The organism is Klebsiella sp. w6 (genome assembly GCF_033100215.1).
In the GTDB taxonomy this organism is placed as follows: Bacteria; Pseudomonadota; Gammaproteobacteria; order Enterobacterales; family Enterobacteriaceae; genus Klebsiella; species Klebsiella variicola.
This window is the reverse complement of sequence record NZ_CP136907.1, coordinates 1,295,139-1,318,977: the sequence shown is the minus strand read 5'-3', so window position 1 is coordinate 1,318,977 and position 23,839 is coordinate 1,295,139. Positions and strand designations below refer to the sequence as shown.

25 protein-coding genes are annotated in these 23,839 nt (G+C 57.1%); 11 read left to right on the top strand and 14 right to left on the bottom strand.

Features of this window, described 5'->3' with window-relative positions:
• Window positions 1–63 precede the first annotated feature (63 nt).
• Window positions 64–123 carry a protein YpfM gene (gene ypfM / locus R0140_RS06455; RefSeq protein WP_100181659.1) on the bottom strand — a complete coding sequence of 20 codons (60 nt, stop codon included), beginning with the start codon at window positions 121–123 and terminating at the stop codon, window positions 64–66.
• Window positions 124–488: 365 nt separating this feature from the next.
• On the opposite strand from ypfM, the gene R0140_RS06450 reads away from it, so the two are divergent.
• Genes R0140_RS06450 through R0140_RS06440 form a run of 3 tightly spaced genes read left to right on the top strand, consistent with a single transcriptional unit; the run spans window position 489 to window position 2,203 of the window.
• The gene (locus R0140_RS06450; RefSeq protein ID WP_008803838.1) at window positions 489–842 is read left to right on the top strand and encodes an ArsC family reductase; all 354 of its coding nucleotides are present in this window, start codon (window positions 489–491) and stop codon (window positions 840–842) included.
• A gap of 3 nt (window positions 843–845) precedes the next feature.
• Window positions 846–1,973 (top strand): succinyl-diaminopimelate desuccinylase, encoded by a 1,128-nt coding sequence (gene dapE / locus R0140_RS06445; RefSeq protein WP_012540914.1) that lies wholly within the window; start codon window positions 846–848, stop codon window positions 1,971–1,973.
• Window positions 1,974–1,999: 26 nt separating this feature from the next.
• Window positions 2,000–2,203, top strand: coding sequence for a YpfN family protein (locus tag R0140_RS06440; RefSeq protein WP_002913768.1), 204 nt, complete (start codon window positions 2,000–2,002; stop codon window positions 2,201–2,203).
• 48 nt (window positions 2,204–2,251) lie between these two features.
• Here R0140_RS06440 and ypfH read toward each other — a convergent pair whose 3' ends face one another.
• The 6 genes from ypfH to dapA all read right to left on the bottom strand — a co-directional run bounded on the left by ypfH (window position 2,252) and on the right by dapA (window position 8,897).
• A complete protein-coding gene (gene ypfH, locus R0140_RS06435) occupies window positions 2,252–2,947 on the bottom strand; it encodes an esterase (RefSeq protein WP_008803836.1) in 696 nt (231 codons plus the stop codon).
• Window positions 2,948–3,023: 76 nt separating this feature from the next.
• Entirely contained in the window at window positions 3,024–5,027 is a 2,004-nt protein-coding gene (locus R0140_RS06430) for a tRNA(Met) cytidine acetyltransferase TmcA (RefSeq protein ID WP_110185287.1), read from the bottom strand.
• A 9-nt stretch (window positions 5,028–5,036) separates the two neighbouring features.
• Window positions 5,037–5,906 (bottom strand): KPN_02809 family neutral zinc metallopeptidase, encoded by an 870-nt coding sequence (locus R0140_RS06425; RefSeq protein WP_023298061.1) that lies wholly within the window; start codon window positions 5,904–5,906, stop codon window positions 5,037–5,039.
• Window positions 5,907–6,025: 119 nt separating this feature from the next.
• The gene (gene purC / locus R0140_RS06420) at window positions 6,026–6,739 is read right to left on the bottom strand and encodes a phosphoribosylaminoimidazolesuccinocarboxamide synthase (protein WP_002913801.1); all 714 of its coding nucleotides are present in this window, start codon (window positions 6,737–6,739) and stop codon (window positions 6,026–6,028) included.
• A gap of 228 nt (window positions 6,740–6,967) precedes the next feature.
• Window positions 6,968–8,002 carry an outer membrane protein assembly factor BamC gene (gene bamC, locus R0140_RS06415; RefSeq protein ID WP_008803834.1) on the bottom strand — a complete coding sequence of 345 codons (1,035 nt, stop codon included), beginning with the start codon at window positions 8,000–8,002 and terminating at the stop codon, window positions 6,968–6,970.
• Window positions 8,003–8,018: 16 nt separating this feature from the next.
• Window positions 8,019–8,897: a 4-hydroxy-tetrahydrodipicolinate synthase gene (dapA, locus tag R0140_RS06410; protein WP_002913803.1), complete on the bottom strand. Its 879-nt coding sequence runs from the start codon at window positions 8,895–8,897 to the stop codon at window positions 8,019–8,021.
• 153 nt (window positions 8,898–9,050) lie between these two features.
• Between dapA and R0140_RS06405 the strand changes: the two genes are divergently transcribed.
• Window positions 9,051–9,617, top strand: a complete 567-nt coding sequence (locus R0140_RS06405) for a glycine cleavage system transcriptional repressor (RefSeq protein ID WP_002913804.1) — start codon at window positions 9,051–9,053, stop codon at window positions 9,615–9,617.
• A gap of 3 nt (window positions 9,618–9,620) precedes the next feature.
• A complete protein-coding gene (gene bcp / locus R0140_RS06400) occupies window positions 9,621–10,091 on the top strand; it encodes a thioredoxin-dependent thiol peroxidase (RefSeq protein ID WP_008803833.1) in 471 nt (156 codons plus the stop codon).
• Window positions 10,092–10,151: 60 nt separating this feature from the next.
• Here bcp and R0140_RS06395 read toward each other — a convergent pair whose 3' ends face one another.
• Together R0140_RS06395 and R0140_RS06390 are read right to left on the bottom strand one after the other, a co-directional pair.
• Entirely contained in the window at window positions 10,152–11,216 is a 1,065-nt protein-coding gene (locus R0140_RS06395) for an AI-2E family transporter (RefSeq protein WP_008803832.1), read from the bottom strand.
• Between the two features lie 54 nt (window positions 11,217–11,270).
• Window positions 11,271–11,387 carry a hypothetical protein gene (locus tag R0140_RS06390; protein ID WP_012540910.1) on the bottom strand — a complete coding sequence of 39 codons (117 nt, stop codon included), beginning with the start codon at window positions 11,385–11,387 and terminating at the stop codon, window positions 11,271–11,273.
• A gap of 51 nt (window positions 11,388–11,438) precedes the next feature.
• Between R0140_RS06390 and bepA the strand changes: the two genes are divergently transcribed.
• The 3 genes from bepA (at window position 11,439) to R0140_RS06375 (ending at window position 14,310) form a co-directional block, all read left to right on the top strand.
• A complete protein-coding gene (bepA, locus tag R0140_RS06385; protein ID WP_008803831.1) occupies window positions 11,439–12,902 on the top strand; it encodes a beta-barrel assembly-enhancing protease in 1,464 nt (487 codons plus the stop codon).
• Between the two features lie 9 nt (window positions 12,903–12,911).
• Window positions 12,912–13,271, top strand: coding sequence for an arsenate reductase (glutaredoxin) (gene arsC, locus R0140_RS06380; RefSeq protein ID WP_008803830.1), 360 nt, complete (start codon window positions 12,912–12,914; stop codon window positions 13,269–13,271).
• 127 nt (window positions 13,272–13,398) lie between these two features.
• A complete protein-coding gene (locus tag R0140_RS06375) occupies window positions 13,399–14,310 on the top strand; it encodes an Rpn family recombination-promoting nuclease/putative transposase (RefSeq protein WP_012540909.1) in 912 nt (303 codons plus the stop codon).
• Here the strand turns inward: R0140_RS06375 and R0140_RS06370 are convergent.
• From R0140_RS06370 to bglK, 5 genes are all read right to left on the bottom strand, one after another.
• Complete coding sequence (locus R0140_RS06370) at window positions 14,307–15,008, bottom strand: DnaA inactivator Hda (protein WP_020947395.1); 702 nt, start codon at window positions 15,006–15,008, stop codon at window positions 14,307–14,309. The genes R0140_RS06375 and R0140_RS06370 overlap by 4 nt on opposite strands.
• Window positions 15,009–15,106: 98 nt before the next feature.
• A complete protein-coding gene (gene uraA, locus R0140_RS06365; protein WP_012540908.1) occupies window positions 15,107–16,393 on the bottom strand; it encodes a uracil permease in 1,287 nt (428 codons plus the stop codon).
• Between the two features lie 86 nt (window positions 16,394–16,479).
• The gene (gene upp, locus R0140_RS06360; RefSeq protein ID WP_004201927.1) at window positions 16,480–17,106 is read right to left on the bottom strand and encodes a uracil phosphoribosyltransferase; all 627 of its coding nucleotides are present in this window, start codon (window positions 17,104–17,106) and stop codon (window positions 16,480–16,482) included.
• A gap of 217 nt (window positions 17,107–17,323) precedes the next feature.
• Window positions 17,324–18,757, bottom strand: coding sequence for a 6-phospho-beta-glucosidase (locus R0140_RS06355; protein WP_012967454.1), 1,434 nt, complete (start codon window positions 18,755–18,757; stop codon window positions 17,324–17,326).
• Between the two features lie 9 nt (window positions 18,758–18,766).
• Window positions 18,767–19,660, bottom strand: coding sequence for a beta-glucoside kinase BglK (gene bglK / locus R0140_RS06350; protein WP_049153709.1), 894 nt, complete (start codon window positions 19,658–19,660; stop codon window positions 18,767–18,769).
• Window positions 19,661–19,923: 263 nt separating this feature from the next.
• Between bglK and purM the strand changes: the two genes are divergently transcribed.
• From purM to ppk1, 3 genes are all read left to right on the top strand, one after another.
• Window positions 19,924–20,961, top strand: coding sequence for a phosphoribosylformylglycinamidine cyclo-ligase (purM, locus tag R0140_RS06345; protein ID WP_008803825.1), 1,038 nt, complete (start codon window positions 19,924–19,926; stop codon window positions 20,959–20,961).
• On the top strand, window positions 20,958–21,599 hold the full coding sequence (gene purN, locus R0140_RS06340; RefSeq protein ID WP_049153712.1) for a phosphoribosylglycinamide formyltransferase: 642 nt from the start codon (window positions 20,958–20,960) through the stop codon (window positions 21,597–21,599). The genes purM and purN overlap by 4 nt, the downstream gene beginning before the upstream one ends.
• A 179-nt stretch (window positions 21,600–21,778) precedes the next feature.
• A complete protein-coding gene (ppk1, locus tag R0140_RS06335) occupies window positions 21,779–23,839 on the top strand; it encodes a polyphosphate kinase 1 (RefSeq protein ID WP_004890441.1) in 2,061 nt (686 codons plus the stop codon).

The window sequence follows — 23,839 nt, the reverse complement described above, 5'->3', positions numbered from 1 at the left end:
TGTGTTCAGAACCATGACGCGCTTATTTACTTCGCGTTATTCCCCTGCTCACATTGCGGAAATTTATTTACGAAGCATGCCTTCAATAAAATCTTTCCAGTTCCCCAGTTCATGTTCAATCATAATAGCCTCTCTTATTATTATGGTCGATTCTATATAACTTCATTGCTGATGGGAAGTTGTGCTCCCCTATTGCTCTGATTGTCTTGTGGACGTCTGACAGAGATAAAACCTCTGGTTGCCGCCACTATGCCGTTTCGTATGTAAAAATTATGTGACGCAGAGCACTCTCAGGCAACATTTTCGCAATATTGTTAATAGCCTCACATCACTTCCGCGAATGAGCAAAATTTCACCACGCCGTCAATTGAACGAGATACCCGGTAAAAAGTTATATTTATTCATCTGAATCACGTATTATTTCAGTAAGACTTATATATTCGGAAATATCTGAGTTAACCGCTTAATTGAATGTGAAAGGTTTATCTATGCTCACCATGTACGGAATTAAAAACTGCGATACCATTAAAAAAGCCCGTCGCTGGCTGGAAGCGCATCAGATTGCGTATCAGTTTCATGACTACCGCGCCGATGGCCTTGACCGCGCGCAACTGGATACCTTTATTGCCGAACTGGGCTGGCAGGCGCTGCTGAACACCCGCGGCACCACCTGGCGCAAACTCGACGAGTCGCTGCGCAACAGCATCGATAATGCCGACGCCGCCGCCGCATTGATGCTGGAAATGCCGGCGATTATCAAACGCCCATTGCTCTGCGCGCCCGGTCGTCCTATGCTGCTGGGTTTTAGTGAAGCAAGTTATCAGCAGTTTAACGAGGTATAGTCTATGTCTTGCCCGGTCATTGAGCTGGCTCAGCAGCTTATTCGCCGCCCTTCCCTTAGCCCCGATGATGCGGGATGCCAGGCGTTAATGATTGAACGCCTGCGTGCGATCGGCTTTACCGTTGAACCGATGGATTTCGGCGATACACAGAATTTCTGGGCCTGGCGCGGCCACGGCGAGACGCTGGCCTTCGCCGGCCACACCGACGTGGTCCCGGCAGGCGACGCCGACCGCTGGATCAACCCCCCGTTCGAACCGACCATCCGCGACGGCATGCTGTTCGGCCGCGGCGCAGCAGATATGAAAGGCTCGCTGGCGGCGATGGTGGTGGCGGCGGAACGTTTTGTCGCGCAGTACCCGAATCATCGCGGCAGACTGGCGTTTTTGATCACCTCAGATGAAGAGGCCAGCGCCAAAAACGGCACCGTCAAAGTAGTGGAAACGCTGATGGCGCGTAACGAGCGTCTGGATTACTGTCTGGTCGGCGAACCCTCCAGTACCGAGGTGGTCGGCGATGTGGTGAAAAACGGCCGCCGCGGCTCGCTGACCTGCAACCTGACCATTCACGGCGTGCAGGGCCATGTTGCCTATCCGCACCTTGCCGATAACCCTGTCCATCGCGCGGCGCCGATGCTGGCGGAGCTGGTCAATATCGAGTGGGATAAAGGCAATGAATTTTTCCCGCCAACCAGTATGCAGATCGCCAACGTACAGTCCGGTACCGGCAGCAACAACGTGATCCCCGGCGATATGTTCGTCCAGTTCAACTTCCGCTTCAGTACGGAACTGACGGACGAGATGATCAAAGCCCGCGTGGTCTCCCTGCTGGAAAAATACCAGCTGCGTTACAGCGTGGAGTGGTGGCTCTCCGGCCAGCCGTTCCTCACCGGGCGCGGTAAACTGGTGGATGCGGTGGTGAGCGCAATTGAGCACTATAATGAGATCAAACCGCAGCTGTTGACCAACGGCGGCACCTCTGACGGTCGGTTTATCGCCCGCATGGGGGCGCAGGTGGTTGAGTTGGGCCCCGTGAACGCAACCATTCACAAAATTAATGAATGTGTGAACGCCGCCGACCTGCAGCTGCTGGCACGGATGTATCAACGCGTAATGGAACAGCTGGTCGCCTGACGAATTGACGTAAAGAGGAAGCGCGCATGGAATGGCTTATTAAACACTGGTGGATTCTGGTTCTGGTCTTTTTGGTGGGGGTGATTATCAACGTGATCAAAGATCTGAACCGCGTTGACCACAAAAAATTCCTTAACAACAAACCCGATCTGCCGCCGCACCGCGATTTTAACGATAAATGGGACGATGACGACGACTGGCCGAAGCACGACCAGTCGAAGAAACCGTAAGTTTGCCTTTATCGCGGTACTGCCCGCCTGTAACCCCGTCCGCCGGGGTTACAGCATTTCGATGATATCGTCCCCTTTTGGCGTACTGCCGCTCAGCGCCTCATCAAAATAGTGCTTCGGCACGGTATAACGCAGACGCTCGATGGCAAACTGCATGCTGCGATCGTCAATGGCATGCCCCAGATCGTCAACAATATCTAAGGTCACGTCGCCGCCCGCCTGCTGTAATGCCTCCTGAGCCGACACCGCCCACGCCAGGTCGATAACCCGATCTTCCCCCCCGTGGATCAGATGAATGGTGGTGGCCGTCGTTGCCGTCATCGGCAGCGTCGCGTAGCGGCCATTAAAGGCGATCACTCTTGAAGCCAGATCTGGCGCCGCTTTGATACTCTCCAGCGACATAATCGCCCCCTGAGAGAAACCGATCAGCGCGGTGGCCAGTGGACTGACGCCGCTTTTCTCTTGCCAGTAGCGCACAATGTCAATGAAGGTCGGCATAATGGCATCGATGCGCTGCTGACGATTCTCTTCCGTCACTCCCTGCACCGAAAACCACTGCCGACCGTTGGGACCGCAAGGTTCGACCCCGCCGATGCTGACAATTAGCGCATCGGGAAACTGCGGCGCGAACCAGCTGCCGATTTGCCCCATAGAGACCGGGTTATCACCCACACCATGAAACAGCAGCAACAGCTGTTGCGCAGGCGTCGCAGGGCTTTGAACAATAAAATGATCGTGTTTCATGGCTGTCTCCTTAGTGTATGCCGGCAGTTTACGCCGCTCGCCAGATATGACCATGCCATTTAACTGAATGAGTTAGTTAAAATAATTGCAGATGCGCCACCTGCTGACGCAGCGCCTCAGCACGCGCTGCATCGAGGAAGCGCAAGGCGTCAGCGGCCTCAACACGCCATCTCGCCAGCAGGGCTTTACGCCCCGTCAGCCGCAGCGCAGCACACAGCGCGGCTTCCTCTTCCCCCTGCAGACGTCCGCGCAGAGCCGGCAACGGCATGTCGGCCTGCATCAGCAGGCGGTTGAGGCAGCCCAGCGCCGCGGCCAGCGGGCGATGGGCGAAAGCAAAGCTCGCCGCTTCCAGCCAGTCCTCATCACTAAGCATAGCGTCTGCGACGGCCGGCAGCGGCGCGGATTCGTCCCGCCACGGGCGAAGCCAATATTCATCCCGCAGCAGCCGCTGCGCCTCCCGCTGCGCGAGCTGGTGCCCCGCCGCAGTCAGCGGGAACAGAGCCATCGCGGTATAGCAGCCGCTGCTGGCCTCGCGATGGGTTCCCAGCCGCACGAGGATAAACCCGCAGCGTTGCCAGAAGCGCCACAGCTCAGGGGTATAGCCGAAGCTGACGGACAGATAGTCATAGCCTGCGGCATCGGCGGCGATACTGGCGATCATCTTCTGCCCGAGACCATCGCGCTGACGGGCAGGATGGACAGCGATCCGACTGACCCGCAGCCCGGACAGCGTCGCCGCCAGGGGACTGCCGCCATGCGCCGCCAGCGACTGGGCGACCAGATTCCCGCGCGGCCGGCGAAACCCTGCCCACACCGCCCGGCTAAGTTCGGGAGAAAGTCCCCCCTCGGCCACCAGCCACAGCGCGCCCGCCACCGCGCCGCTGGCGCGAGCGCAGCGAAAAGCCTGGCCGGGGGCATCCATCATGCGCCGCAGATCGAGCGGGGAAGTCCGGTAGTGCGCCCCGGACAATAGCTGGTACATTGCCTCCGGTAGCGCTGGCTGCGTTTGCCAGCTGGACTGATTGACCGCTTCCAGCACCACCTCCCCCGTCGGCGCGTCGCGAAATGACTCATCGTTAAAGATCAGCAACTGACGGATGGCTGACTCCAGCGGACAGCCCGCCGCCCAGCGGATCGGGGCGCTCAGGCTGAATGACTGCAGACGGGGCAGGCTGGCGCAAAATTTCAGCAGGAATCCGCGACCGGTGCCTTCATAACCCTGCACCGTCGTGGTGAGTAGCGTGCGGGGAAAACGGCTCACCAGCTGCCGGAGAAGCGGAGCCGGGATCGACGCGGCCTCATCGACAATCAGCCAGGCCGCCGTTTCTTGCGACGCCAACAGCGCATCGGGCGCCATAAAGCGGAACGCCTCGCCGGAAAAGCTCGCCAGCACCTCGACGGCGCTACGCGTTGGGGCGGTGACGATGGCCTCGCCCTCAAGCTGGCGCAGCAGCATGCCCGCGAGAGCGGATTTCCCTCGCCCGCGCTCTGCCGTCACCGCCGCGATACCGGGCGGCAGCCGCGACAGTTGCTCAAGGATTAGCGCCTGCTCGGCCTGGGGGTGGCCATCGGCGGGATGCCAGTCAGGGCGCGGGGCGGCCAGCGGGAAGCGCGGCCGGTCCGACTGCTGCCAAAGCAGCACCTCCGGATCGGCGATAAACTGCCGGCAGCAGCGGTGAACAAAGTTGGGGGTAACGATAGGGTCGGGAATATCGCTCCAGCGCAGGGAGTCCTCATCCGCCCGGGTCGGCCAGTCGGCGAAGGGGGGCGTCAGCAGCACCAGCCAGCTTCCCGCCCGCAGCGTACCGCTCAGGGCCGCCAGGGCCGCCACGTCACACCCGCGCCGGGCATCGAAAAAGGCGTGCATCACTTCCCGACCCAGCAGCGTCTTCAGGGCGCCAGGCGCCACGCAGGGCGCAGAAACCGGATCGGAGCCTACCCACAGACCATCGCCGCCGAGCCGCTCCCGTAGCGCCTGCGCCTGCTGCAGCGTCCAGGCCTCATCGCCGCTGAGCACCAGCAGGCGACGGATCCCCTCCCGCGCCATCTGCGCGGTGAGGTCAAGCAGCGCGTCCATCATCGGTGGCGATTACAGCGCGCTGCCGAAGGTGTTGCACTGCGCCGGATCGCCGCTGTCGAAACCGCGTTTGAACCAGGTGTAGCGCTGTTTTGACGTGCCGTGGGTAAAGCTGTCCGGTACCACGCGCCCCTGGCTCTGCTGCTGCAGACGGTCGTCGCCGATGGCTTCGGCAGCGTTCAGCGCCTCCTGCAGATCGCCGGTTTCCAGAATATCCTGCTGCTGCATATTATGGCCCCAGACGCCGGCGAAGCAGTCCGCCTGCAGCTCCATCTTCACCGACAGACGGTTGGCTTCGGCCTCGGTGGCATGCTGCTGTTGCTGGCGAACTTTCGGCTCAATGCCCAGCAGTTTTTGCACGTGGTGGCCCACCTCATGAGCAATGACGTACCCCTGAGCAAAGTCGCCGTCGGCGCCCAGTTTATTTTTCATCTCATCGTAGAAGGACAGATCGATATAGACCGTGCTGTCGGCAGGACAGTAGAACGGCCCCATCACCGACTGACCGGTGCCGCAGCCGGTACGTGTCGCGCCGCGGTAGAGCACCAGTTTTGGCTGGGGGTACTGGCGGCCCATCTTTTCAAAGATCGGTCCCCAGGTATCTTCGGTAGTGGCCAGAATGACGGAAGTAAACTTCGCCGCTTCATCGTCTTTCGGACTGATGGAGCGCTGCGTGGAGGTCTGCTGCTGCGGCATCGGCTCCCCGGTCAGCATGCCGGTCAAATCCACGCCGTAGTAGCCCGCCACCAGCACAATAATCAGCAGTACAATGCCGCCCTTCCCGCTCGGCAGACGGAAGCCCCCGCCGCCGCCAAACGGCGAGCCTGATTGACCACGTCGATCTTCAACATTGTCGCTTTCGCGACGCCCTTGCCAGCGCATAAGCACCTCATTCCCTGTTATGTATCAATAGCAGAGATCGTAGGCGGTTCAGCGCAGGATTACCACAGGAAACAGCAAGAGACGCCAGAAGATGAGGCCATCTTCTGGCGGCGGGCGGGTTAGTCGAGCTTAACGCCCAGGCGGTGAGCCACTTCTTCGTAGGCTTCGATCAGGCCGCCAAGGCTCTGGCGGAAGCGGTCTTTGTCCATTTTATCGAGGGTGTTTTTATCCCACAGACGGCTGCCGTCCGGCGAAAACTCGTCGCCCAGCACCACTTCGCCTTTGAACAGACCAAACTCCAGCTTAAAGTCCACCAGAATCAGACCGGCGTCATCGAACAGCTTTTTCAGCACGTCGTTGGCTTTGTAGGTCAGCTCGCGCATCCGCGCCAGATTCTCTTTGCTCACCCAGCCGAAGGTTTCGCAGTAGGAGTCGTTGACCATCGGATCGTGCATAGCATCGTTTTTCAGGAACAGGTCGAACAGCGGCGGGTTCAGCTCGATACCTTCTTCAATGCCTAAACGTTTTACCAGCGAGCCTGCCGCACGGTTACGCACCACGCACTCTACCGGCACCATATCCAGTTTTTTCACCAGACATTCGGTATCGGAAAGCAGCGCTTCCATCTGGGTAGGGATGCCCGCTTCTGCCAGTTTGCTCATAATGAAATGGTTGAACTTGTTATTCACCATGCCTTTACGATCGAACTGCTCGATGCGCGCGCCATCACCTGCTGACGTATCGTTACGGAATTCCAGTACCAGCAGGTCCGGATTATCGGTGCTGTATACTGTCTTCGCCTTACCACGATACAACTCAGCTTGCTTTTTCATCTTTCACTACTCCAGTGATATTGAGCCTAAAAATACGTTTCCACCTATACACAAAATCATTCAAAGTGCATCGAGGCGGCAACTGAGCGAATCCCCAGGAGCTTACAAAAGTAAGTGACTGGGGTGAACGAAGGCGGCCAACAAAGAGGCAATTTGAAGGATGATGTGTATACGCACACGTTTGCGTCACTATATATTAAAAGGGCCGGATTGCTCCAGCCCTTTTGATTACTTGTTAAATGCGGCCTGGAATACGGCTACCAGGGCGTCATTTTGCGACTGCGTCAGAGTGTGACCTTTCGGGTCGATGAACTGCAGGCTACTGCGGTTATCGAGGTCACCGACCTGCAGTTTGTAGTCACCGGAGGCCAGCTGCGGGTCACGTGCGCCCAGCTCCTGCCAGCTGCTGTCAGACAGCGGCTTGTAGGTCAGCGCCATGCTGCCCTGAGAGCGCGTGCTGTCGGTCACTTTCATTCCCACTTTTTCGAGGGCGCCCGGCAGACGTTGCCACACCATGTTAAACGGCGCGCGAACGACAAGCATCGGCAGGCCGGTATCGTCGGCAGCGCTCTGCACGTCGAAGGTGGCGCCAGCACTGCGCTGGGCCGCGTTCTGGGCGCTGGTGGCGCTCGCATCAAGGCCTTCAGAAATGACGTTCAGCATGGCGGTGCTGTAGCGCTGCAGTGACGCCGGATCGGCAACCGGTTTACCCGCCTGCTCCAGATTCACCAGCTTAACGACCACCGCTTGCTGATAGCCCTGCGGTTTGACGGAGATTTGATAACGACCGCGATACTGCTGATCTTCATCAAGGCGGTTCCACTCAACCCAGTCGGTGTTCAGCGTCTGGCTCGCATCATCGCGTTTCGCGATAACGTAGTTCTTCGACTGAAGGATACTGGTGACCTGCGCCCACAGCGAGCCGCTGCGGCCGTTCTCAACCATCAGCGTCGCGGTATCGCCATTAAACTGGGTCCGCGCACCGCTGACCAACGCCAGCGGCTGCGCCGGCGGGCGAATGTCCAGCGCTTTGCCCACCGCGCCGGTGCTGTTGGCCACCGGAATGTTGTAATCGCCCACCTGAATCGGCAGGATCATCCCCGCCGGCGCGTGAAGTTCGCTCAACGGTGACGCCTGTAAATAGGCCTCATCACCGCTCACCTGACGCTTATAGCGCGAGTCGGAACTACAGGCCGCGAGGAGTAGAACCAGCGAAACACCCGCAACCTTCGCCAGGCGCGACTTCTGTACTGAGTAAGCCATCAAATCTCCCTAAACTTTACAGCAAACCGGCATGCTTCAGCGCGGCGGTGACGGCTTCACGACCATGGTCGGTGATGGGCGTCATCGGCAAGCGCAGCGTATCGGTCGCCACAAGACCCAACGCCTTGCATCCCCATTTCACCGGGATAGGATTGGGTTCGACAAATAATTTTGTATGCAGTGGCATCAGACGCTGATTAATCGCACGCGCTTCGGCAAATTGACCCGCCAGCGCCAGACGGCACATGTCGGCCATTTCGCGCGCCGCCACGTTGGCGGTGACGGAAATCACGCCCACGCCGCCGAGCTGCATGAAGTCCATACCGGTCGCATCGTCACCGCTCAGCAGAATAAAGTCGTCTGAAACCAGCTCTTTGATCTGGTGAACGCGACTTAAGTTCCCTGTAGCTTCCTTAATACCGACAATATTTTTAATTTCCGCCAGACGGCCAACGGTTTCCGGCAGCATATCGCAACCGGTACGGGACGGCACATTATACAGAATTTGCGGCAGGTCAGTATGTTCAGCGATAGCTTTAAAGTGCTGGAACAGGCCTTCCTGGGTCGGGCGGTTATAATAAGGAGTGACCGTCAGGCAGCCGACAACACCGCTGTCGTTAAAACGTTTGGTCAGGCTAATCGCCTCTGCGGTTGCATTGGCTCCCGTGCCAGCGATAACTGGAATACGCCCGTCGGCCAGTTCCAGCGTCATCATCACTACGTCGCCATGCTCTTCATGGCTCAGCGTTGCGGATTCACCGGTAGTCCCTACCGAAACGATCGCCGAGGTTCCGTTGGCGACATGGTAATCAATCAGTTTTTTCAGGCTTGTCCGGCAGACATTACCGTTTTCATCCATCGGCGTGACAAGCGCTACAATACTTCCCGTGAACATGGGCCATCCTCAGAGCAGAAGTGCGACAAGATTCTCAATGTTACGTTTGGAGCTGCAATAAAAGCAAGAGACCCGACGCCATCAGGGATGTTGTATGGCGGTTTTTTTTATGCTTTCCTAATGTTACCTCACCTTTTTAAAGGAAGAACAGGTTTGACAGCCTCATTACAACACTATCTGGTTATTACCGCCCTGGGGGCTGACCGTCCCGGCATCGTGAATACGATCACTCGCCACGTCAGCAGCTGCGGTTGTAATATCGAAGACAGCCGGCTGGCCATGCTCGGTGATGAGTTTACGTTTATCATGCTGCTTTCCGGGTCGTGGAATGCGATTAACCTGATCGAATCAACCCTGCCGCTGAAAGGTGCGGAGCTGGAATTGTTGATCGTGATGAAACGCACCACTGCGCGCCCGCCGCAGGCCATGCCAAACACCGTTTGGGTCCAGGTTGAGGTGCCGGACTCACCGCATATCATCGAGCGCTTCACTGCCCTGTGCGATACCTGGAATATGAATATTGCGGAACTGGTGTCCCGCACTCAGCCGGGAGACGGCGATTCCGCGCAGCTTTTTATCCAGATAACTGCCCACAGTCCTGCGACGCAAAATGCAGCAAATATCGAACAAGCGTTCAAAGCCCTATGTACAGAACTGAACGCACAAGGCAGTATTAACATCGTTAATTATTCACAGCATGATGAACAGGATGGAGTTTAACCCATGACCCCACTGAAAGCCGGTGATATCGCACCGAAATTTAGCTTACCGGACCAGGACGGCGAGGAAGTAAATTTAACCGACTTCCAGGGACAACGTGTCCTGGTTTATTTTTACCCGAAAGCCATGACCCCGGGCTGCACCGTCCAGGCGTGCGGCTTGCGCGATAATATGGACGACCTGAAGAAAGCCGGTGTAGAAGTGCTGGGCATCAGCACCGATAAACCGGAAAAGCTCTCCCGTTTCGCCGAGAAAGAGCTGCTGAACTTCACGCTGCTGTCTGATGAAAACCATCAGGTTTGCGAGCAGTTTGGCGTCTGGGGCGAAAAATCCTTCATGGGGAAAACCTACGACGGTATTCACCGTATTAGTTTCCTCGTCGATGCCGATGGCAAAATCGAACACGTCTTTGATGACTTCAAGACCAGCAATCACCACGACGTGGTGCTGAACTGGCTGAAAGAAAACGCCTGATGCAGAGCAAGACGCCGGGGGAGGAGATCCTCACCCGGCGTCTTTTTTATCCCGAACACGTCAGTCGTCGTCAACCACCAGGCCATCCGGCCAGGCATGCACTACCGCTTTAATCAGCGTGGCCAGCGGAATGGCGAAGAAGACGCCCCAGAACCCCCACAACCCGCCAAAGATCACCACCGACAGGATAATCACCAGCGGGTGTAAATTGACCGCTTCCGAGAACAGCACCGGGACCAGCAGGTTGCCGTCCAGCCCCTGAATAATCAGATAGACCGCGAACAGGCTCCAGAACTCGGTGCCAGCGCCAAACTGAAACAGCGCCACCCCCACCACCGGAATGGTCACCACAAACGCGCCGATATAGGGGATCAGCACCGAGAAGCCCACCAGCACCGCCAGCAGCAGCGAGTAGTTGAGGCCAAAGAGAATAAAGCCGATCCAGGTGGCGACGCTGACGACAATCATCTCCAGCACCTTGCCGCGAATGTAGTTGGTGATCTGCTGATTCATCTCCTTCCAGACCTGCCCGGCAAGGCCACGATTACGCGGCAGTACGCGGCGCACCGCGTTGAGCATCTGCTCTTTATCCTTCAACAGGAAGAAGACCATCAGCGGCACCAGCACCAAATAGACCGCCAGGGTAAGCAGCCCCACCAGCGAGGCCAGAGAGTACTTCACTACCGAGTCGCCCACCGTCAACATCCGATTGCGCATATTTTCCGCCATCGCATCGATGATGCCGGCATCCATTAACGCCGGATAGCGCCGCGGCAGCGTAGCGGCAAAATCAGAGAGTTTGTTGAGCATACCCGGCATATCGCGGATGAGATAGATCCCCTGCTGCCAGGCCACCGGCAGCACCACAAAGGCCAGCAATAGCAGGATGCCCACAAAGAGAATCAGCACCAGCGAGGTCGCCCAGGTGCGCGACAGGCCAATCCGTTCCAGACGAACCGTCGGCCACTCCAGCAGATAGGCCAGTACGATAGCCACCAGTAACGGCGCTAACAGACCGCTGAAAAAGAACATGATGCCGAAACCGGCAAGCAAAATAACCAGCAGCGCTATCGCCTCAGGGTCGCTGAATCGACGGCGGTACCACTGCATTAACATCTCAAGCATAAAACCTTCCCTGAAGGGCCAAGCGGCGACAATCCGGGGAATTGTATCGAAATGTCACAAAAAAGACTTCGCTTTTTGATGCGCCGCAGACAAACCGTTCTCCGCCGTGAAGATCATATTTTCAAGGCGGCCAACGCCAGCTAAACTCGCTGGGATGCGGCCAGGGAACATTGCGTCGCACAATCGGTCAAACTGGCACACCCACATTACAGGACAGAGGTTATGTTCAGGCAGTTGAAGAAAACGCTGGTGGCGACCGTCATCGCCTCGCTGACGCTGGGTTCGATAGGCCCTGCTTTTGCTGACTCCGCAGATACGCTGCCGGACATGGGGACCTCTGCAGGAAGCACGCTGTCGATTGGTCAGGAAATGCAGATGGGGGATTACTATGTGCGCCAGCTGCGCGGCAGTGCGCCGCTGATTAACGATCCCCTGCTGGTACAATATATCAACGGGCTGGGCATGCGTCTGGTGGCACACGCCAACTCAGTGCGCACCCCGTTCCATTTCTATTTGATTAATAACGACCAAATCAACGCCTTCGCCTTCTTTGGCGGCAACGTGGTCCTCCACTCCGCCCTGTTCCGCTACTCTGATAATGAGAGCGAACTGGCCTCTGTCATGGCGCACGAAATCTCCCACGTTACGCAGCGGCATCTCGCCCGCGCGATGGAAGATCAGAAGCGCAATGCGCCGCTCACCTGGGTCGGTGCCCTGGGTTCGATTCTGCTGGCGATGGCCAGCCCGCAGGCCGGGATGGCGGCGCTGACCGGGACGCTGGCCGGTACCCAACAGGGCATGATCAGCTTCACCCGCCAGAACGAAGAAGAGGCCGACCGGATTGGCATTCAGGTTCTGCAACGCTCGGGATTCGACCCACAGGCTATGCCGATGTTTATGGGTAAACTGCTTGACGAGTCGCGCTACTCGACGCGACCGCCGGAAATGCTGCTCACCCACCCCCTGCCGGAAAGCCGACTGGCCGATGCCCGTAACCGCGCCAACCAGATGCGCCCGGTGGTGGTACAGTCCTCAGCGGACTTCTATCTGGCGAAGGCGCGTACCCTCGGGATGTACACCAACGGCGACAACAAGCTGGGCACCGATCTGCTGAACGCCTGGGATAAGGGCAATATTCGCCAACAGCATGCCGCCCAGTATGGTCGCGCTCTGCTGGCGATGGAAAGCAACAACTTTGACCAGGCACGCAAAACGCTGCAGCCGCTGCTCAGCGCCGACCCGCAAAATGCCTGGTATCTCGACCTGGCCACGGATATCGACCTCGGGCAGAAGAAAACCAGCGACGCCATCAATCGCCTTAAAAACGCCCGCGAGCTGCGCACCAATCCGGTACTGCAGCTGAACCTGGCCAACGCCTTGCTGCAGGGCGGACAGCCCGGGGAAGCGGCGACCATTTTGAACCGGTATACCTTTACCAATAAAGAGGATGGCAACGGCTGGGATCTGCTGGCCCAGGCGGAAGGCGCGCTGGGCAATCGCGACCAGGAGCTGGCGGCGCGGGCAGAAAGCATGGCGCTCGTCGGTCAGCTGGAACAGGCGATTTCCCTGCTCAGCAGCGCCAGCTCGCAGGTGAAACTTGGTAGCCTGCAGCAGGCGCGTTACGATGCCCGTATCGACCAGCTACGCGATCTGCAGGCCCGCTTCCGCCCCTATCAAAAAATGTAAGGAGACCCCATGACCGACGCGGTAACAATTTACCATAACCCACGCTGCTCGAAGAGCCGCGAAACGCTGAGCCTGCTGCAGAGCCGCGGCATCGATCCACAGGTGGTGCTTTATCTCGACACACCGCCGGATGCCGATACGCTGCGTGAGCTGCTGCAGCTGCTGGGTATGGAGAGCCCCCGCGAGCTCATGCGCCAGAAGGAGGATCTGTACAAATCGCTCAATCTTGCCGACCAGGCGCTTAGCGACGCGGCGCTGATTCAGGCGATGGTCGACAATCCTAAGCTCATTGAACGCCCTATCGTCGTCAGCCGCGGCCAGGCGCGTATTGGCCGCCCGCCGGAGCAGGTCCTTGAGATCGTAAGCTAACCCACCTGCGCCGCGCTTTCGCGGCGCTTTTTTTACGTGGCCGATTCCAGATCTTCCACGCCAATCCCTCCCGCCCGCCGGACGATGCTACTGTTCATCTATCGCTCAATCCACTGGACGGATGAACATGAAAAAACCGACCTCCACGCCCCATGACGCGGTGTTTAAAACCTACCTCTCCCATCCCGATACCGCCCGCGATTTCCTGCAACTGTATCTGCCCGAAACGCTGCTTAAAGTATGCGATCTGCGTACGCTGCATCTCGAGTCGGGGCATTTTGTCGAAGACGATCTGCGCCCCTTTTATGCCGACATTTTGTATTCCCTGAAAACCACGGCGGGAGACGGTTATATTTATGCGCTTATCGAACACCAGAGCACGCCCGACCGGCATATGGCCTTTCGTCTGATGCGCTATGCCATCGCCGCCATGCAGCGTCATCTCGATGCCGGTCACGATCAACTACCGCTGGTGATCCCTGTCCTCTTCTACCACGGTCTGGCCAGCCCCTACCCATACTCTCTACGCTGGCTCGATGAATTCGCCGCCCCGGAACTGGCCAACCGTCTTTATCACGAAGCGTTTCCGCTGGCGGACATTACCGTCATTCCGGATGACGACATTGCCACCCACCAGCGCATGGCAACGCTGGAGTTACTGCAAAAACATATTCGACAACGCGATCTGGCGCAGCTCCTCGACAAGCTGAGCGAATTATTATTGACTGGACTGGCGACACAATCGCAGGTACAAGCCCTGATGCACTATCTGGTGCAGGCAGGCAATACGCGCGAGCCGATCAAGTTCATACGCGAACTGGCGTTACGTACGCCGCAACATAAGGAGACGTTGATGACGATTGCGGAATATCTCGAGCAACAGGGACTGGAGCGGGGACTGGCGCAGGGGCGACAGGAAGGCCGGAAAGAAGAGGCACAGCGTATCGCCGCCGCCATGCTACACAGTGGCCTGGCGCGCGATCTGGTCGCTCATCTGACCGGACTGACGGAGCAGGAGCTGGCCCCACTGGCGGACTAGAGCTTAAGGATCTCTTTCACGAAGGGGATCGTCAGCTTGCGCTGGGCGGTAATCGAGGCGTGATCCAGCTGATCGAGGGTCATAAACAGCGAGCGCATCTCGCGATCCAGCCGCTTCAGCAGGAAGCGGCACACGTCTTCCGGCATCTCGAAGCCGCGCAGTCTGGCGCGTAGCTGCAGCGCCTGCAGTTTGTCTTCATCCGACAGCGGCTGCAGCTTATAGATCTGCCCCCAGTCCAGCCGTGAGGCGAGGTCCGGCAGACCAAGATTCAGCTGCCGCGGCGGCCGATCGCCGGTGATCAGCAGTCGGGTTTTGCCTGATTCCAGGATCCGGTTGTAGAGATTAAAGATGGCCATTTCCCAGGGCTCATCCCCGGCGACGCATTCAATATTATCAATGCAGACCAGCGCCAGCTGTTCCATCCCCTCCAGTACCTCGGGCACAAACCACGTCCGTTTATCCAGCGGCACGTAGCCCACCGCATCCCCGCGCTGGGAAAGCTCGGCGCAGGCGGCGTGTAACAGGTGGCTGCGACCTGCCCCTTCACGTGACCAGATATAAATGTACCCGCTGTGTTCCTGGCGCAGTACGTTCTGGAGGGCAGCAAGTAGGGAAGGATTATCACCCGGCCAGAAACTTGCGAAGGTTTCGTCGTCAGGAAGATACAGTGGCAAAGAGAGCTGTGCCGGTGCGTTCAGATGGACCTCAACATAGGCTTACAGAAAAACGCGGAGAGTTTACCACAGATTTAGGTCAGGAGAGAACCGGGCGGGATCGCCGCCCGGTCAGGAGATCGTTATTTAACCTCTTCGCTATCCGCCGCGTCGAGGACCACCTCTTCCGGACGCAGGACGCTGATAAGCTTGAAAATCAGGCTCAGCGCGATGCCCACGATGGTCGCCAGCGCCATCCCTTTCAGCTCGGCGGCGCCAATGTGTACTTTAGCGCCGCTGACGCCGATGATCAGGATCACGGAGGTGAGGATCAGATTCTGCGCTTTACTGTAATCCACCTTCGATTCAATCAGTACGCGGATCCCCGAGGCGCCGATCACCCCGTACAGCAGCAGCGAAACGCCCCCCATCACCGGTACCGGAATGATCTGGATAGCCGCCGCCAGTTTGCCGACGCAGGAGAGCAGAATCGCAATGATCGCCGCGCCGCCAATAACCCAGGTACTGTAAACCCGGGTAATCGCCATCACGCCGATATTTTCACCGTAGGTGGTGTTGGGCGTCGAACCAAAGAAGCCGGAGATGATCGTCGACAGGCCGTTGGCAAACATCGAACGATGCAGACCCGGGTCGCGGATCAGATCGCGCTTAACGATATTGGCGGTCACCACCAGGTGCCCGACGTGCTCAGCAATCACCACCAGCGCGGCGGGCAGAATGGTGAAGATAGCAAACCACTCAAAGCGCGGCGTGTAGAAGGTCGGCAGCGCGAACCAGTGCGCCTCGGCGATCGGGGTGGTATCGACCACCCCCATCACAAACGACAACGCATAGCCCACCAGCACGCCAATCAGGATTGGAATAATCGCCAGGAAGCCGCGGAACAGCACAGAACCAAATACCGTCACCGCCAGCGTTACCATCGAAATAATAATGGTTTTGCTGTCGGGGGCTTGACCGTCGGCTGGCAGCAGCCCGGCCATATTAGCCGCCACACCCGCCAGTTCGAGGCCGATAACCGCCACGATGGCGCCCATCGCCGCCGGCGGGAACATCACATCCAGCCAGCCGGTACCGGCTTTTTTGACAATAAAGGAGACGAGGCAGAACAGCACGCCGCACATAATAAAACCACCCAGCGCCACTTCGTAGCCCAGCGGCAACAGCAGCAGTACTGGAGAAATAAAGGCGAAACTCGATCCCAGATACGCCGGGATTTTGCCTTTACAGATAAAGAGGTACAACAGCGTACCAATACCGTTAAACAGCAGGACGGTGGCCGGGTTGATGTGGAACAGGATTGGCACCAGCACCGTTGCGCCAAACATAGCAAACAGGTGCTGCAAACTAAGCGGGATAGTCTGTAAAAGCGGCGGTCTTTCACTCACCCCGATAGCACGGCGCGTCATAGTGTTTTCCTCTGAGATGGTTAGTTATGTGTGTTTTATTCAAAAAAAAGCCGACTTTCAAAGTCGGCTTATTTATCGTTATTCGATTATTTCGTACCAAAGATCTTGTCGCCGGCATCGCCGAGACCGGGAATGATATACCCGTGTTCATTCAGTCCCTTATCGACAGAGGCGGTGTACAGCTCAACGTCCGGGTGCGCTTTCTCCAGCGCGGCAATCCCTTCCGGCGCCGCCACCAGTACCAGCACCTTGATGCTGGTGCAGCCGGCGTTTTTCAGCAGATCGATAGTGGCGATCATCGACCCACCGGTGGCCAGCATCGGATCAACCACCAGCGCCATACGCTCATCAATGTTGGACACCAGCTTCTGGAAGTAAGGTACCGGCTCGAGAGTCTCTTCATTACGATAGATACCCACCACGCTGATACGCGCGCTGGGGACGTGCTCCAGCACCCCTTCCATCATGCCAAGGCCTGCGCGGAGGATAGGCACAACGGTAATTTTCTTGCCCTTGATCTGCTCAACTTCCACCGGGCCATTCCAGCCTTCGATGGTCACTTTCTCGGTCGCCAGGTCGGCGGTGGCTTCATAAGTCAGTAAGCTGCCCACTTCTGAGGCGAGTTCACGGAAGCGTTTGGTGCTGATGTCGTGCTCGCGCATCAGGCCCAGCTTGTGTTTGACGAGTGGGTGTTTGACTTCCACAATCTTCATTCTCTTTCTCCTCTGAGGGGCGGCCACAAAAAAAATCGCGGGATTATACCGCTTTTTGCGGATTGTGCCATACCCATCTTGCTTGACGTATATCAAGCAAAGTGATTTAGAGACAAAAAAACCGGAGGCAAGGCTCCGGCTTGGGTGCGGGGTGCAGTCCATACGCTTACGCGGGCCTACGTGTATTGTAGGTCGGTTAAGCGTTAGCGCCACCCGACTACGACAGGTTCTCCCCGTTGCTGGCAATCACCTGTTGATACCAGGCAAAGGACTTTTTCCGGCTGCGAGCCAGCGAGCCATTGCCTTCATTATCTTTATCGACATAAATGAAGCCGTAGCGTTTTTTCATTTCCCCTGTGCCGGCGGAAACCAGATCGATACAGCCCCACGGGGTGTAGCCCATCAGATCAACGCCATCCTCGACCACCGCCTTTTTCATCTCCGCGATATGGGCGGAGAGATAATCGATACGATACTGGTCATTGACGCTGCCGTCCGCTTCACGGACATCGATCGCGCCAAAACCATTTTCGACAATAAACAGCGGCAACTGGTAGTGATCCCAGAACCAGTTCAGCGAATAGCGCAGGCCAACCGGGTCAATCTGCCAGCCCCAGTCCGACTTTTTGACGTACGGGTTGGAGACCAGGCTGGTGGTTTCATCATAGTCGAGCAAGGGGTTGTCTTCGGTGGCTTTGGTAGCGAACGACATATAGTAGCTAAAGCCAATGTAGTCGACACAGCCCTCGGTTAACGCCAGGCGATCAGCTTCGGTGATATCCAGGGTAAAGCCGCGGCGGGCAAAATAGTTGAGCAGATGCTGCGGATAGCGGCCGCGCACGTGAACGTCGGTAAACCAGTAACGGCGGTGCATGGCGTTCATCGCCATCATCATATCGTCCGGGGCGCAGGTCAGCGGATAGATCGGACACATAGCGATCATGCAGCCAATCTGCAGTGCAGGGTTGATCTCGCGCGCCGCTTTCACCGCCAGGGCGCTGGCCACCAGCTCATAGTGCGCGGCCTGGTACATCACCGGTTCCCGGTCTTCATCCGGCAAATATTTCAAACCGGAGTTGGTGAAGGGGGCAAAGTCCTCATGGAAGTTGGCCTGGTTGTTGATCTCGTTAAAGGTCATCCAGTACTTCACTTTATGTTGATAGCGGGTGAAGACGACCCTGGCAAAGCGCACGAAAAAGTCGATCAGCTTCCGGTTGCGCCAGCCGCCATACTCGGTGACCAGGTGATAAGGCATTTCAAAATGCGACAGCGTAATCACGGGCTCAATGCCGTGCTTCAGGCATTCGTCGAACAGATCATCATAAAACTGCAGGCCAGCCTCGTTGGGCTCCAGCTCATCGCCCTGCGGGAAAATACGCGTCCAGGCAATCGAGGTGCGAAAACATTTGAAGCCCATCTCGGCAAACAGCGCCAGGTCCTCCGGATAACGATGATAAAAATCGATCGCCTCATGGTTCGGGTAGTTTTTCCCCGCCACCACGCCGTCGGTAATTTCACGCGGCACGCCGTGGGCGCCGGCAGTCATCACGTCCGCCACGCTGATCCCCTTGCCGCCCTCCTGCCAGCCGCCCTCTAACTGATGCGCGGCGACCGCGCCGCCCCACAGAAAACCTGCTTTAAATCCGGACATAGTCTCTCCCTAATGTCGATCGTCGCCAGGCGAACGATAGTGCTGATTGAAATGGTAAACCGCGCCAATCAGGCCGGCATCGTTGCCGTGACTGACGGTATCGAGATAGTCGGCAATGCCAAACCAGGCCAGATGCTGGCGCAGCAGCGCCAGAAATCCTGGACGTTCCACAATGCCGCCGCCGATAAAGATGGTCTGCGGATCGAAGATATTAACGAGGTTATAAAGGCCATGGCCCAGGCCATTGAAGAACTCGGCGACCAGACGCTGGCAAACCGGGTCGCCGGCGTCATAGCGGTCAAAAATCATTTCGCCTGTCACGCTCTCCAGCGGCGCAGCGATATGTTCCGCATAGCGATGGCGCAGCACTCTGAGGGTGCAGTTCTCATTCATCGAATAGCGACGAGGATCGCGTCCGCCGGGACGCTCAGTGAGCATGTAGCCGAACTCACCGGCGCGAAAACGCGCCCCGTGAACCAACTGATGATGGCAATAAATCGCGCCACCAATGCCGGTGCCAATGGTGAGTACCAGAAAATTGGCCATTTCCGCCGCTTTGCCCTGCCAGCGCTCGGCCAGCAGCACACAGTTGGCATCATTTTCAACTGAGACCGGCAGTCCGGTCCGGGCTTCAAGCCATGCTTTCATGGCGAAGTTATCAAATCGACGAATAGCGCCGCCCATGGTGATAAAGCCGCTGTGCGGATCAACATAGCCTGGCGCGCTGATGGCTACCCCTTCACACGACGGGTGGGCCGCCAGCCATGACAGCATTGCCTGTAAGATATGATCGCCATCGCTGTCATTGATCGACTGCTTCGCGCTTTCCAGTAGCCTGCCATCGCGGGTCATCACGCCCATCTTTAATGCGGTGCCACCGATATCAAATGCCGCAATTTTCATTCATCCCTCTCCTGACCAGCGTCAATCACTGGCAAAATGCGTGGCAAACCAACACAGAAACCGGTTTCAGTATTATGATGAGGATTCCTTAAGGCTGAGGCAAGCACAAGACTGTACCCGGTTTCATTTTCGTGAGCAGTATCAAATTTGACCATCTATCCGCTGTTTCACGCCGACTGTAAAGCAGGCTCGCAAACGTTTGCTTTCCCTGTTAGAATTGCGCCGATTTTTCTTGCTTACCGCAAACGCGTGGAGACTTCGCAGTGACCGACAAAACCTCTCTCAGCTATAAAGATGCCGGCGTGGATATTGATGCAGGCAACGCTCTCGTCGACCGTATTAAGGGCGTGGTGAAGAAAACCCGTCGCCCGGAAGTGATGGGGGGACTGGGCGGATTCGGCGCGCTGTGCGCACTGCCGCAGAAATACCGCGAGCCGGTACTGGTCTCCGGCACCGACGGCGTCGGTACCAAGCTGCGTCTGGCAATGGATCTGAAGCGTCACGACACCATCGGCATCGACCTGGTCGCCATGTGCGTGAACGACCTGGTGGTTCAGGGTGCTGAGCCGCTGTTTTTCCTGGATTATTACGCGACCGGTAAACTGGACGTCGATACCGCGGCCAGCGTCATTAACGGCATCGCCGAAGGCTGCCTGCAGTCCGGTTGCGCGCTGGTGGGCGGTGAAACCGCAGAAATGCCGGGGATGTATCACGGTGAAGATTACGACGTAGCGGGTTTCTGCGTCGGGGTGGTGGAAAAATCAGAAATCATCGACGGCAGCAAAGTGGCCGACGGCGACGTGCTGGTGGCGCTGGCGTCCAGCGGCCCGCACTCTAACGGCTATTCACTGGTGCGTAAGATCATTGAGGTTAGCGGCGTTGACCCGCAGACCACCGACCTTGACGGCAAACCGCTGGCCGACCATCTGCTGGCGCCAACCCGCATCTATGTGAAATCGGTGCTCGATCTGATCGCCAGCGTTGACGTCCACGCTATCGCCCACCTGACCGGCGGCGGTTTCTGGGAAAATATTCCGCGCGTGCTGCCGGATAACACCCAGGCGATCATTGATGAGTCCTCCTGGCAGTGGCCGTCCGTCTTCAACTGGCTGCAAACCGCCGGTAACGTCAGCCAGCATGAAATGTACCGTACCTTTAACTGCGGCGTGGGGATGGTTATCGCCCTGCCGGCTGCAGAAGCAGACAAGGCCATTGCCCTGCTGAACGAGAAAGGTGAAAACGCGTGGAAAATCGGGTATATCAAAGCTTCCGATTCCGAACAGCGTGTGGTCATTGCATGAAAAACATCGTGGTGCTGATTTCCGGTAGCGGCAGCAATTTGCAGGCGATCATCGACGCCTGCGGCCGGAAACAGATAAACGGCACCCTGCGGGCGGTATTCAGTAACAAGGCTGATGCGTTCGGCCTTGAACGCGCGCGCGCGGCCGGCATCCCGGCCCACGCGCTGGCGCAAAGTCAGTTTGCCGACCGGGAAGCATTCGATCGTCAGCTGATGCATGAAATCGACGCCTACGCCCCGGATTTGGTAGTGCTGGCGGGCTATATGCGTATCCTGAGCCCGGCGTTCGTCAGCCATTATCAGGGACGTCTGCTGAACATCCATCCTTCGTTACTGCCGAAGTATCCTGGCCTGCATACTCATCGTCAGGTGCTGGAAAACGGTGATGAGGAACATGGGACCTCGGTGCACTTCGTCACTGATGAGCTGGACGGCGGTCCGGTTATCCTGCAAGCCAAGGTGCCGGTCTTCGCTGGCGACAGCGAAGATGAGGTGACGGCGCGGGTTCAGACCCAGGAACATGCCATTTATCCGCTGGTCATCAGCTGGTTCGTCGATGGGCGTCTGCGCATGGCAGGCAACCACGCCTGGCTGGATGAACGACAACTTCCGCCCCAGGGCTATGCCGCTGAAGAATGAACAACAGCCCCGCCTTTTCCTGTCGCGGGGCTTTTTTTTAATTAAAATTGTTTATTAATCAATCATCTCACAGAAATATTTCTTCTTACTGTCATATTGTTGTGACACAGTAAATCGCTATGCAGAAAAATTCGTCATAATAGTCTACGTCCTGTGAGTAAAACGGAGTGTGAGCGGTAATGGGCCAGGAAAAGCTATACATCGAAAAAGAACTCAGCTGGTTGTCTTTTAACGAACGCGTGCTGCAGGAAGCGGCGGACAAAAGTAACCCGCTGATTGAGCGCATGCGCTTCTTAGGGATCTACTCCAACAACCTTGATGAGTTTTACAAAGTGCGCTTCGCTGAGCTTAAGCGCCGGATTATTATCAGTGAAGAACAAGGCAGTACCGCCCATTCTCGCCACCTGTTAGGCAAAATCCAGGCCCGCGTTCTGAAGGCCGATCAGGAATTCGATAGTCTGTATAACGAACTGCTGCTGGAGATGGCGCGCAACCAGATCTTCCTCATCAACGAGCGCCAGCTGTCCGTCAATCAGCAGGCCTGGCTGCGCAACTACTTTAAACAGTATTTGCGTCAGCATATCTCGCCGATCCTGATTAACCGTGAAACGGACCTCGTGCAGTTCCTGAAAGATGATTACACCTATCTGGCGGTGGAGATTATCCGCGGGGAAAACATCAACTATGCCCTGCTGGAAATTCCGTCAGACAAAGTGCCGCGCTTCGTAAACCTGCCGCCGGAAGCGCCTCGCCGCCGTAAACCAATGATCCTCTTGGATAACATCCTACGCTACTGCCTGGATGATATATTTAAAGGCTTCTTTGATTACGATGCGCTGAACGCCTACTCGATGAAAATGACCCGTGACGCCGAGTACGATCTGGTGCATGAGATGGAGTCGAGCCTGATGGAGCTGATGTCTTCCAGCCTCAAGCAGCGCTTAACCGCCGAGCCGGTTCGCTTCGTCTACCAGCGCGATATGCCGGACGCGATGGTCGAAATGCTGCGCGATAAGCTCTCCATCTCCAATTACGACTCGATGCTGCCGGGCGGCCGCTACCACAACTTTAAAGACTTTATCGGCTTCCCGAATGTGGGTAAGGCTAATCTGGTCAATAAGCCTATGCCGCGCCTGCGTCATCTGTGGTTTGATAAATTCCGCAACGGCTTCGACGCCATCCGCGAACGCGACGTCCTGCTCTACTATCCCTATCACACTTTTGAGCATGTGCTGGAGCTGCTGCGTCAGGCCTCGTTCGACCCCAGCGTACTGGCGATCAAAATCAACATCTACCGTGTAGCCAAAGATTCGCGCATCATTGACGCGATGATCCACGCCGCCCATAACGGTAAAAAAGTCACCGTGGTGGTGGAGCTGCAGGCACGCTTCGATGAAGAGGCTAACATTCACTGGGCGAAACGCCTGACGGAAGCGGGGGTCCACGTGATCTTCTCCGCGCCGGGTCTGAAGATCCACGCCAAGCTGTTCCTTATCTCGCGTAAAGAAGGCGATGAGGTGGTGCGCTACGCCCATATCGGTACCGGTAACTTTAACGAGAAGACCGCGCGGATCTACACCGACTATTCGCTGTTAACCGCCGATGCGCGCATTACCAATGAAGTCCGCCGCGTGTTTAACTTTATTGAAAACCCCTACCGCCCGGTCAGCTTCGATTACCTGCTGGTGTCGCCGCAGAACTCGCGCCGTCTGCTGTATGAGATGATCGATCGCGAGATCGCCAATGCGCAGAACGGGCAACCCTCCGGGATTACGCTGAAGCTGAACAACCTGGTGGATAAAGGGCTGGTGGACAGACTGTACGCCGCCTCCAGCTCCGGCGTGCCGGTCAATCTGTTGATCCGCGGCATGTGCTCGCTGATCCCTGGACTGGAAGGCATCAGCGATAATATCCGCGTCATTAGCATCGTTGACCGTTTCCTCGAGCACGACCGGGTCTACTGTTTTGAAAACGGTGGCGATAAACAGGTCTGGCTCTCCTCTGCCGACTGGATGACGCGTAACATCGATTACCGTATTGAAGTTGCCGCCCCGCTGCTCGACCCGCGTCTGAAACAGCGAGTGCTGGATATTTTTGATATCTTGTTCAACGATACGGTAAAAGCGCGCTATCTTGATAAAGAACTGAGTAATCGCTATGTGCCGCGCGGCAATCGCCGTAAAGTGCGTGCACAGATGGCGATTTACGATTATCTCAAATCACTCGAACAACCCGACTAA

Excerpts from the sequence above, each read along its gene's own strand:
- arsC (WP_008803830.1), top strand. The coding sequence starts at position 12,912 with ATGACCGACGCGGTAACAATTTACCATAACCCACGCTGCTCGAAGAGC.
- bglK (WP_049153709.1), bottom strand. The coding sequence starts at position 19,660 with ATGAAAATTGCGGCATTTGATATCGGTGGCACCGCATTAAAGATGGGC.
- uraA (WP_012540908.1), bottom strand. The coding sequence starts at position 16,393 with ATGACGCGCCGTGCTATCGGGGTGAGTGAAAGACCGCCGCTTTTACAG.
- R0140_RS06395 (WP_008803832.1), bottom strand. The coding sequence starts at position 11,216 with ATGCTTGAGATGTTAATGCAGTGGTACCGCCGTCGATTCAGCGACCCT.
- R0140_RS06390 (WP_012540910.1), bottom strand. The coding sequence starts at position 11,387 with ATGTTCCCTGGCCGCATCCCAGCGAGTTTAGCTGGCGTTGGCCGCCTT.
- R0140_RS06440 (WP_002913768.1), top strand. The coding sequence starts at position 2,000 with ATGGAATGGCTTATTAAACACTGGTGGATTCTGGTTCTGGTCTTTTTG.
- dapA (WP_002913803.1), bottom strand. The coding sequence starts at position 8,897 with ATGTTCACGGGAAGTATTGTAGCGCTTGTCACGCCGATGGATGAAAAC.
- bamC (WP_008803834.1), bottom strand. The coding sequence starts at position 8,002 with ATGGCTTACTCAGTACAGAAGTCGCGCCTGGCGAAGGTTGCGGGTGTT.
- bepA (WP_008803831.1), top strand. The coding sequence starts at position 11,439 with ATGTTCAGGCAGTTGAAGAAAACGCTGGTGGCGACCGTCATCGCCTCG.
- purC (WP_002913801.1), bottom strand. The coding sequence starts at position 6,739 with ATGAAAAAGCAAGCTGAGTTGTATCGTGGTAAGGCGAAGACAGTATAC.
- upp (WP_004201927.1), bottom strand. The coding sequence starts at position 17,106 with ATGAAGATTGTGGAAGTCAAACACCCACTCGTCAAACACAAGCTGGGC.
- ppk1 (WP_004890441.1), top strand. The coding sequence starts at position 21,779 with ATGGGCCAGGAAAAGCTATACATCGAAAAAGAACTCAGCTGGTTGTCT.
- purN (WP_049153712.1), top strand. The coding sequence starts at position 20,958 with ATGAAAAACATCGTGGTGCTGATTTCCGGTAGCGGCAGCAATTTGCAG.
- R0140_RS06425 (WP_023298061.1), bottom strand. The coding sequence starts at position 5,906 with ATGCGCTGGCAAGGGCGTCGCGAAAGCGACAATGTTGAAGATCGACGT.
- R0140_RS06450 (WP_008803838.1), top strand. The coding sequence starts at position 489 with ATGCTCACCATGTACGGAATTAAAAACTGCGATACCATTAAAAAAGCC.
- R0140_RS06430 (WP_110185287.1), bottom strand. The coding sequence starts at position 5,027 with ATGATGGACGCGCTGCTTGACCTCACCGCGCAGATGGCGCGGGAGGGG.
- R0140_RS06375 (WP_012540909.1), top strand. The coding sequence starts at position 13,399 with ATGAAAAAACCGACCTCCACGCCCCATGACGCGGTGTTTAAAACCTAC.
- R0140_RS06355 (WP_012967454.1), bottom strand. The coding sequence starts at position 18,757 with ATGTCCGGATTTAAAGCAGGTTTTCTGTGGGGCGGCGCGGTCGCCGCG.
- ypfH (WP_008803836.1), bottom strand. The coding sequence starts at position 2,947 with ATGAAACACGATCATTTTATTGTTCAAAGCCCTGCGACGCCTGCGCAA.
- bcp (WP_008803833.1), top strand. The coding sequence starts at position 9,621 with ATGACCCCACTGAAAGCCGGTGATATCGCACCGAAATTTAGCTTACCG.
- dapE (WP_012540914.1), top strand. The coding sequence starts at position 846 with ATGTCTTGCCCGGTCATTGAGCTGGCTCAGCAGCTTATTCGCCGCCCT.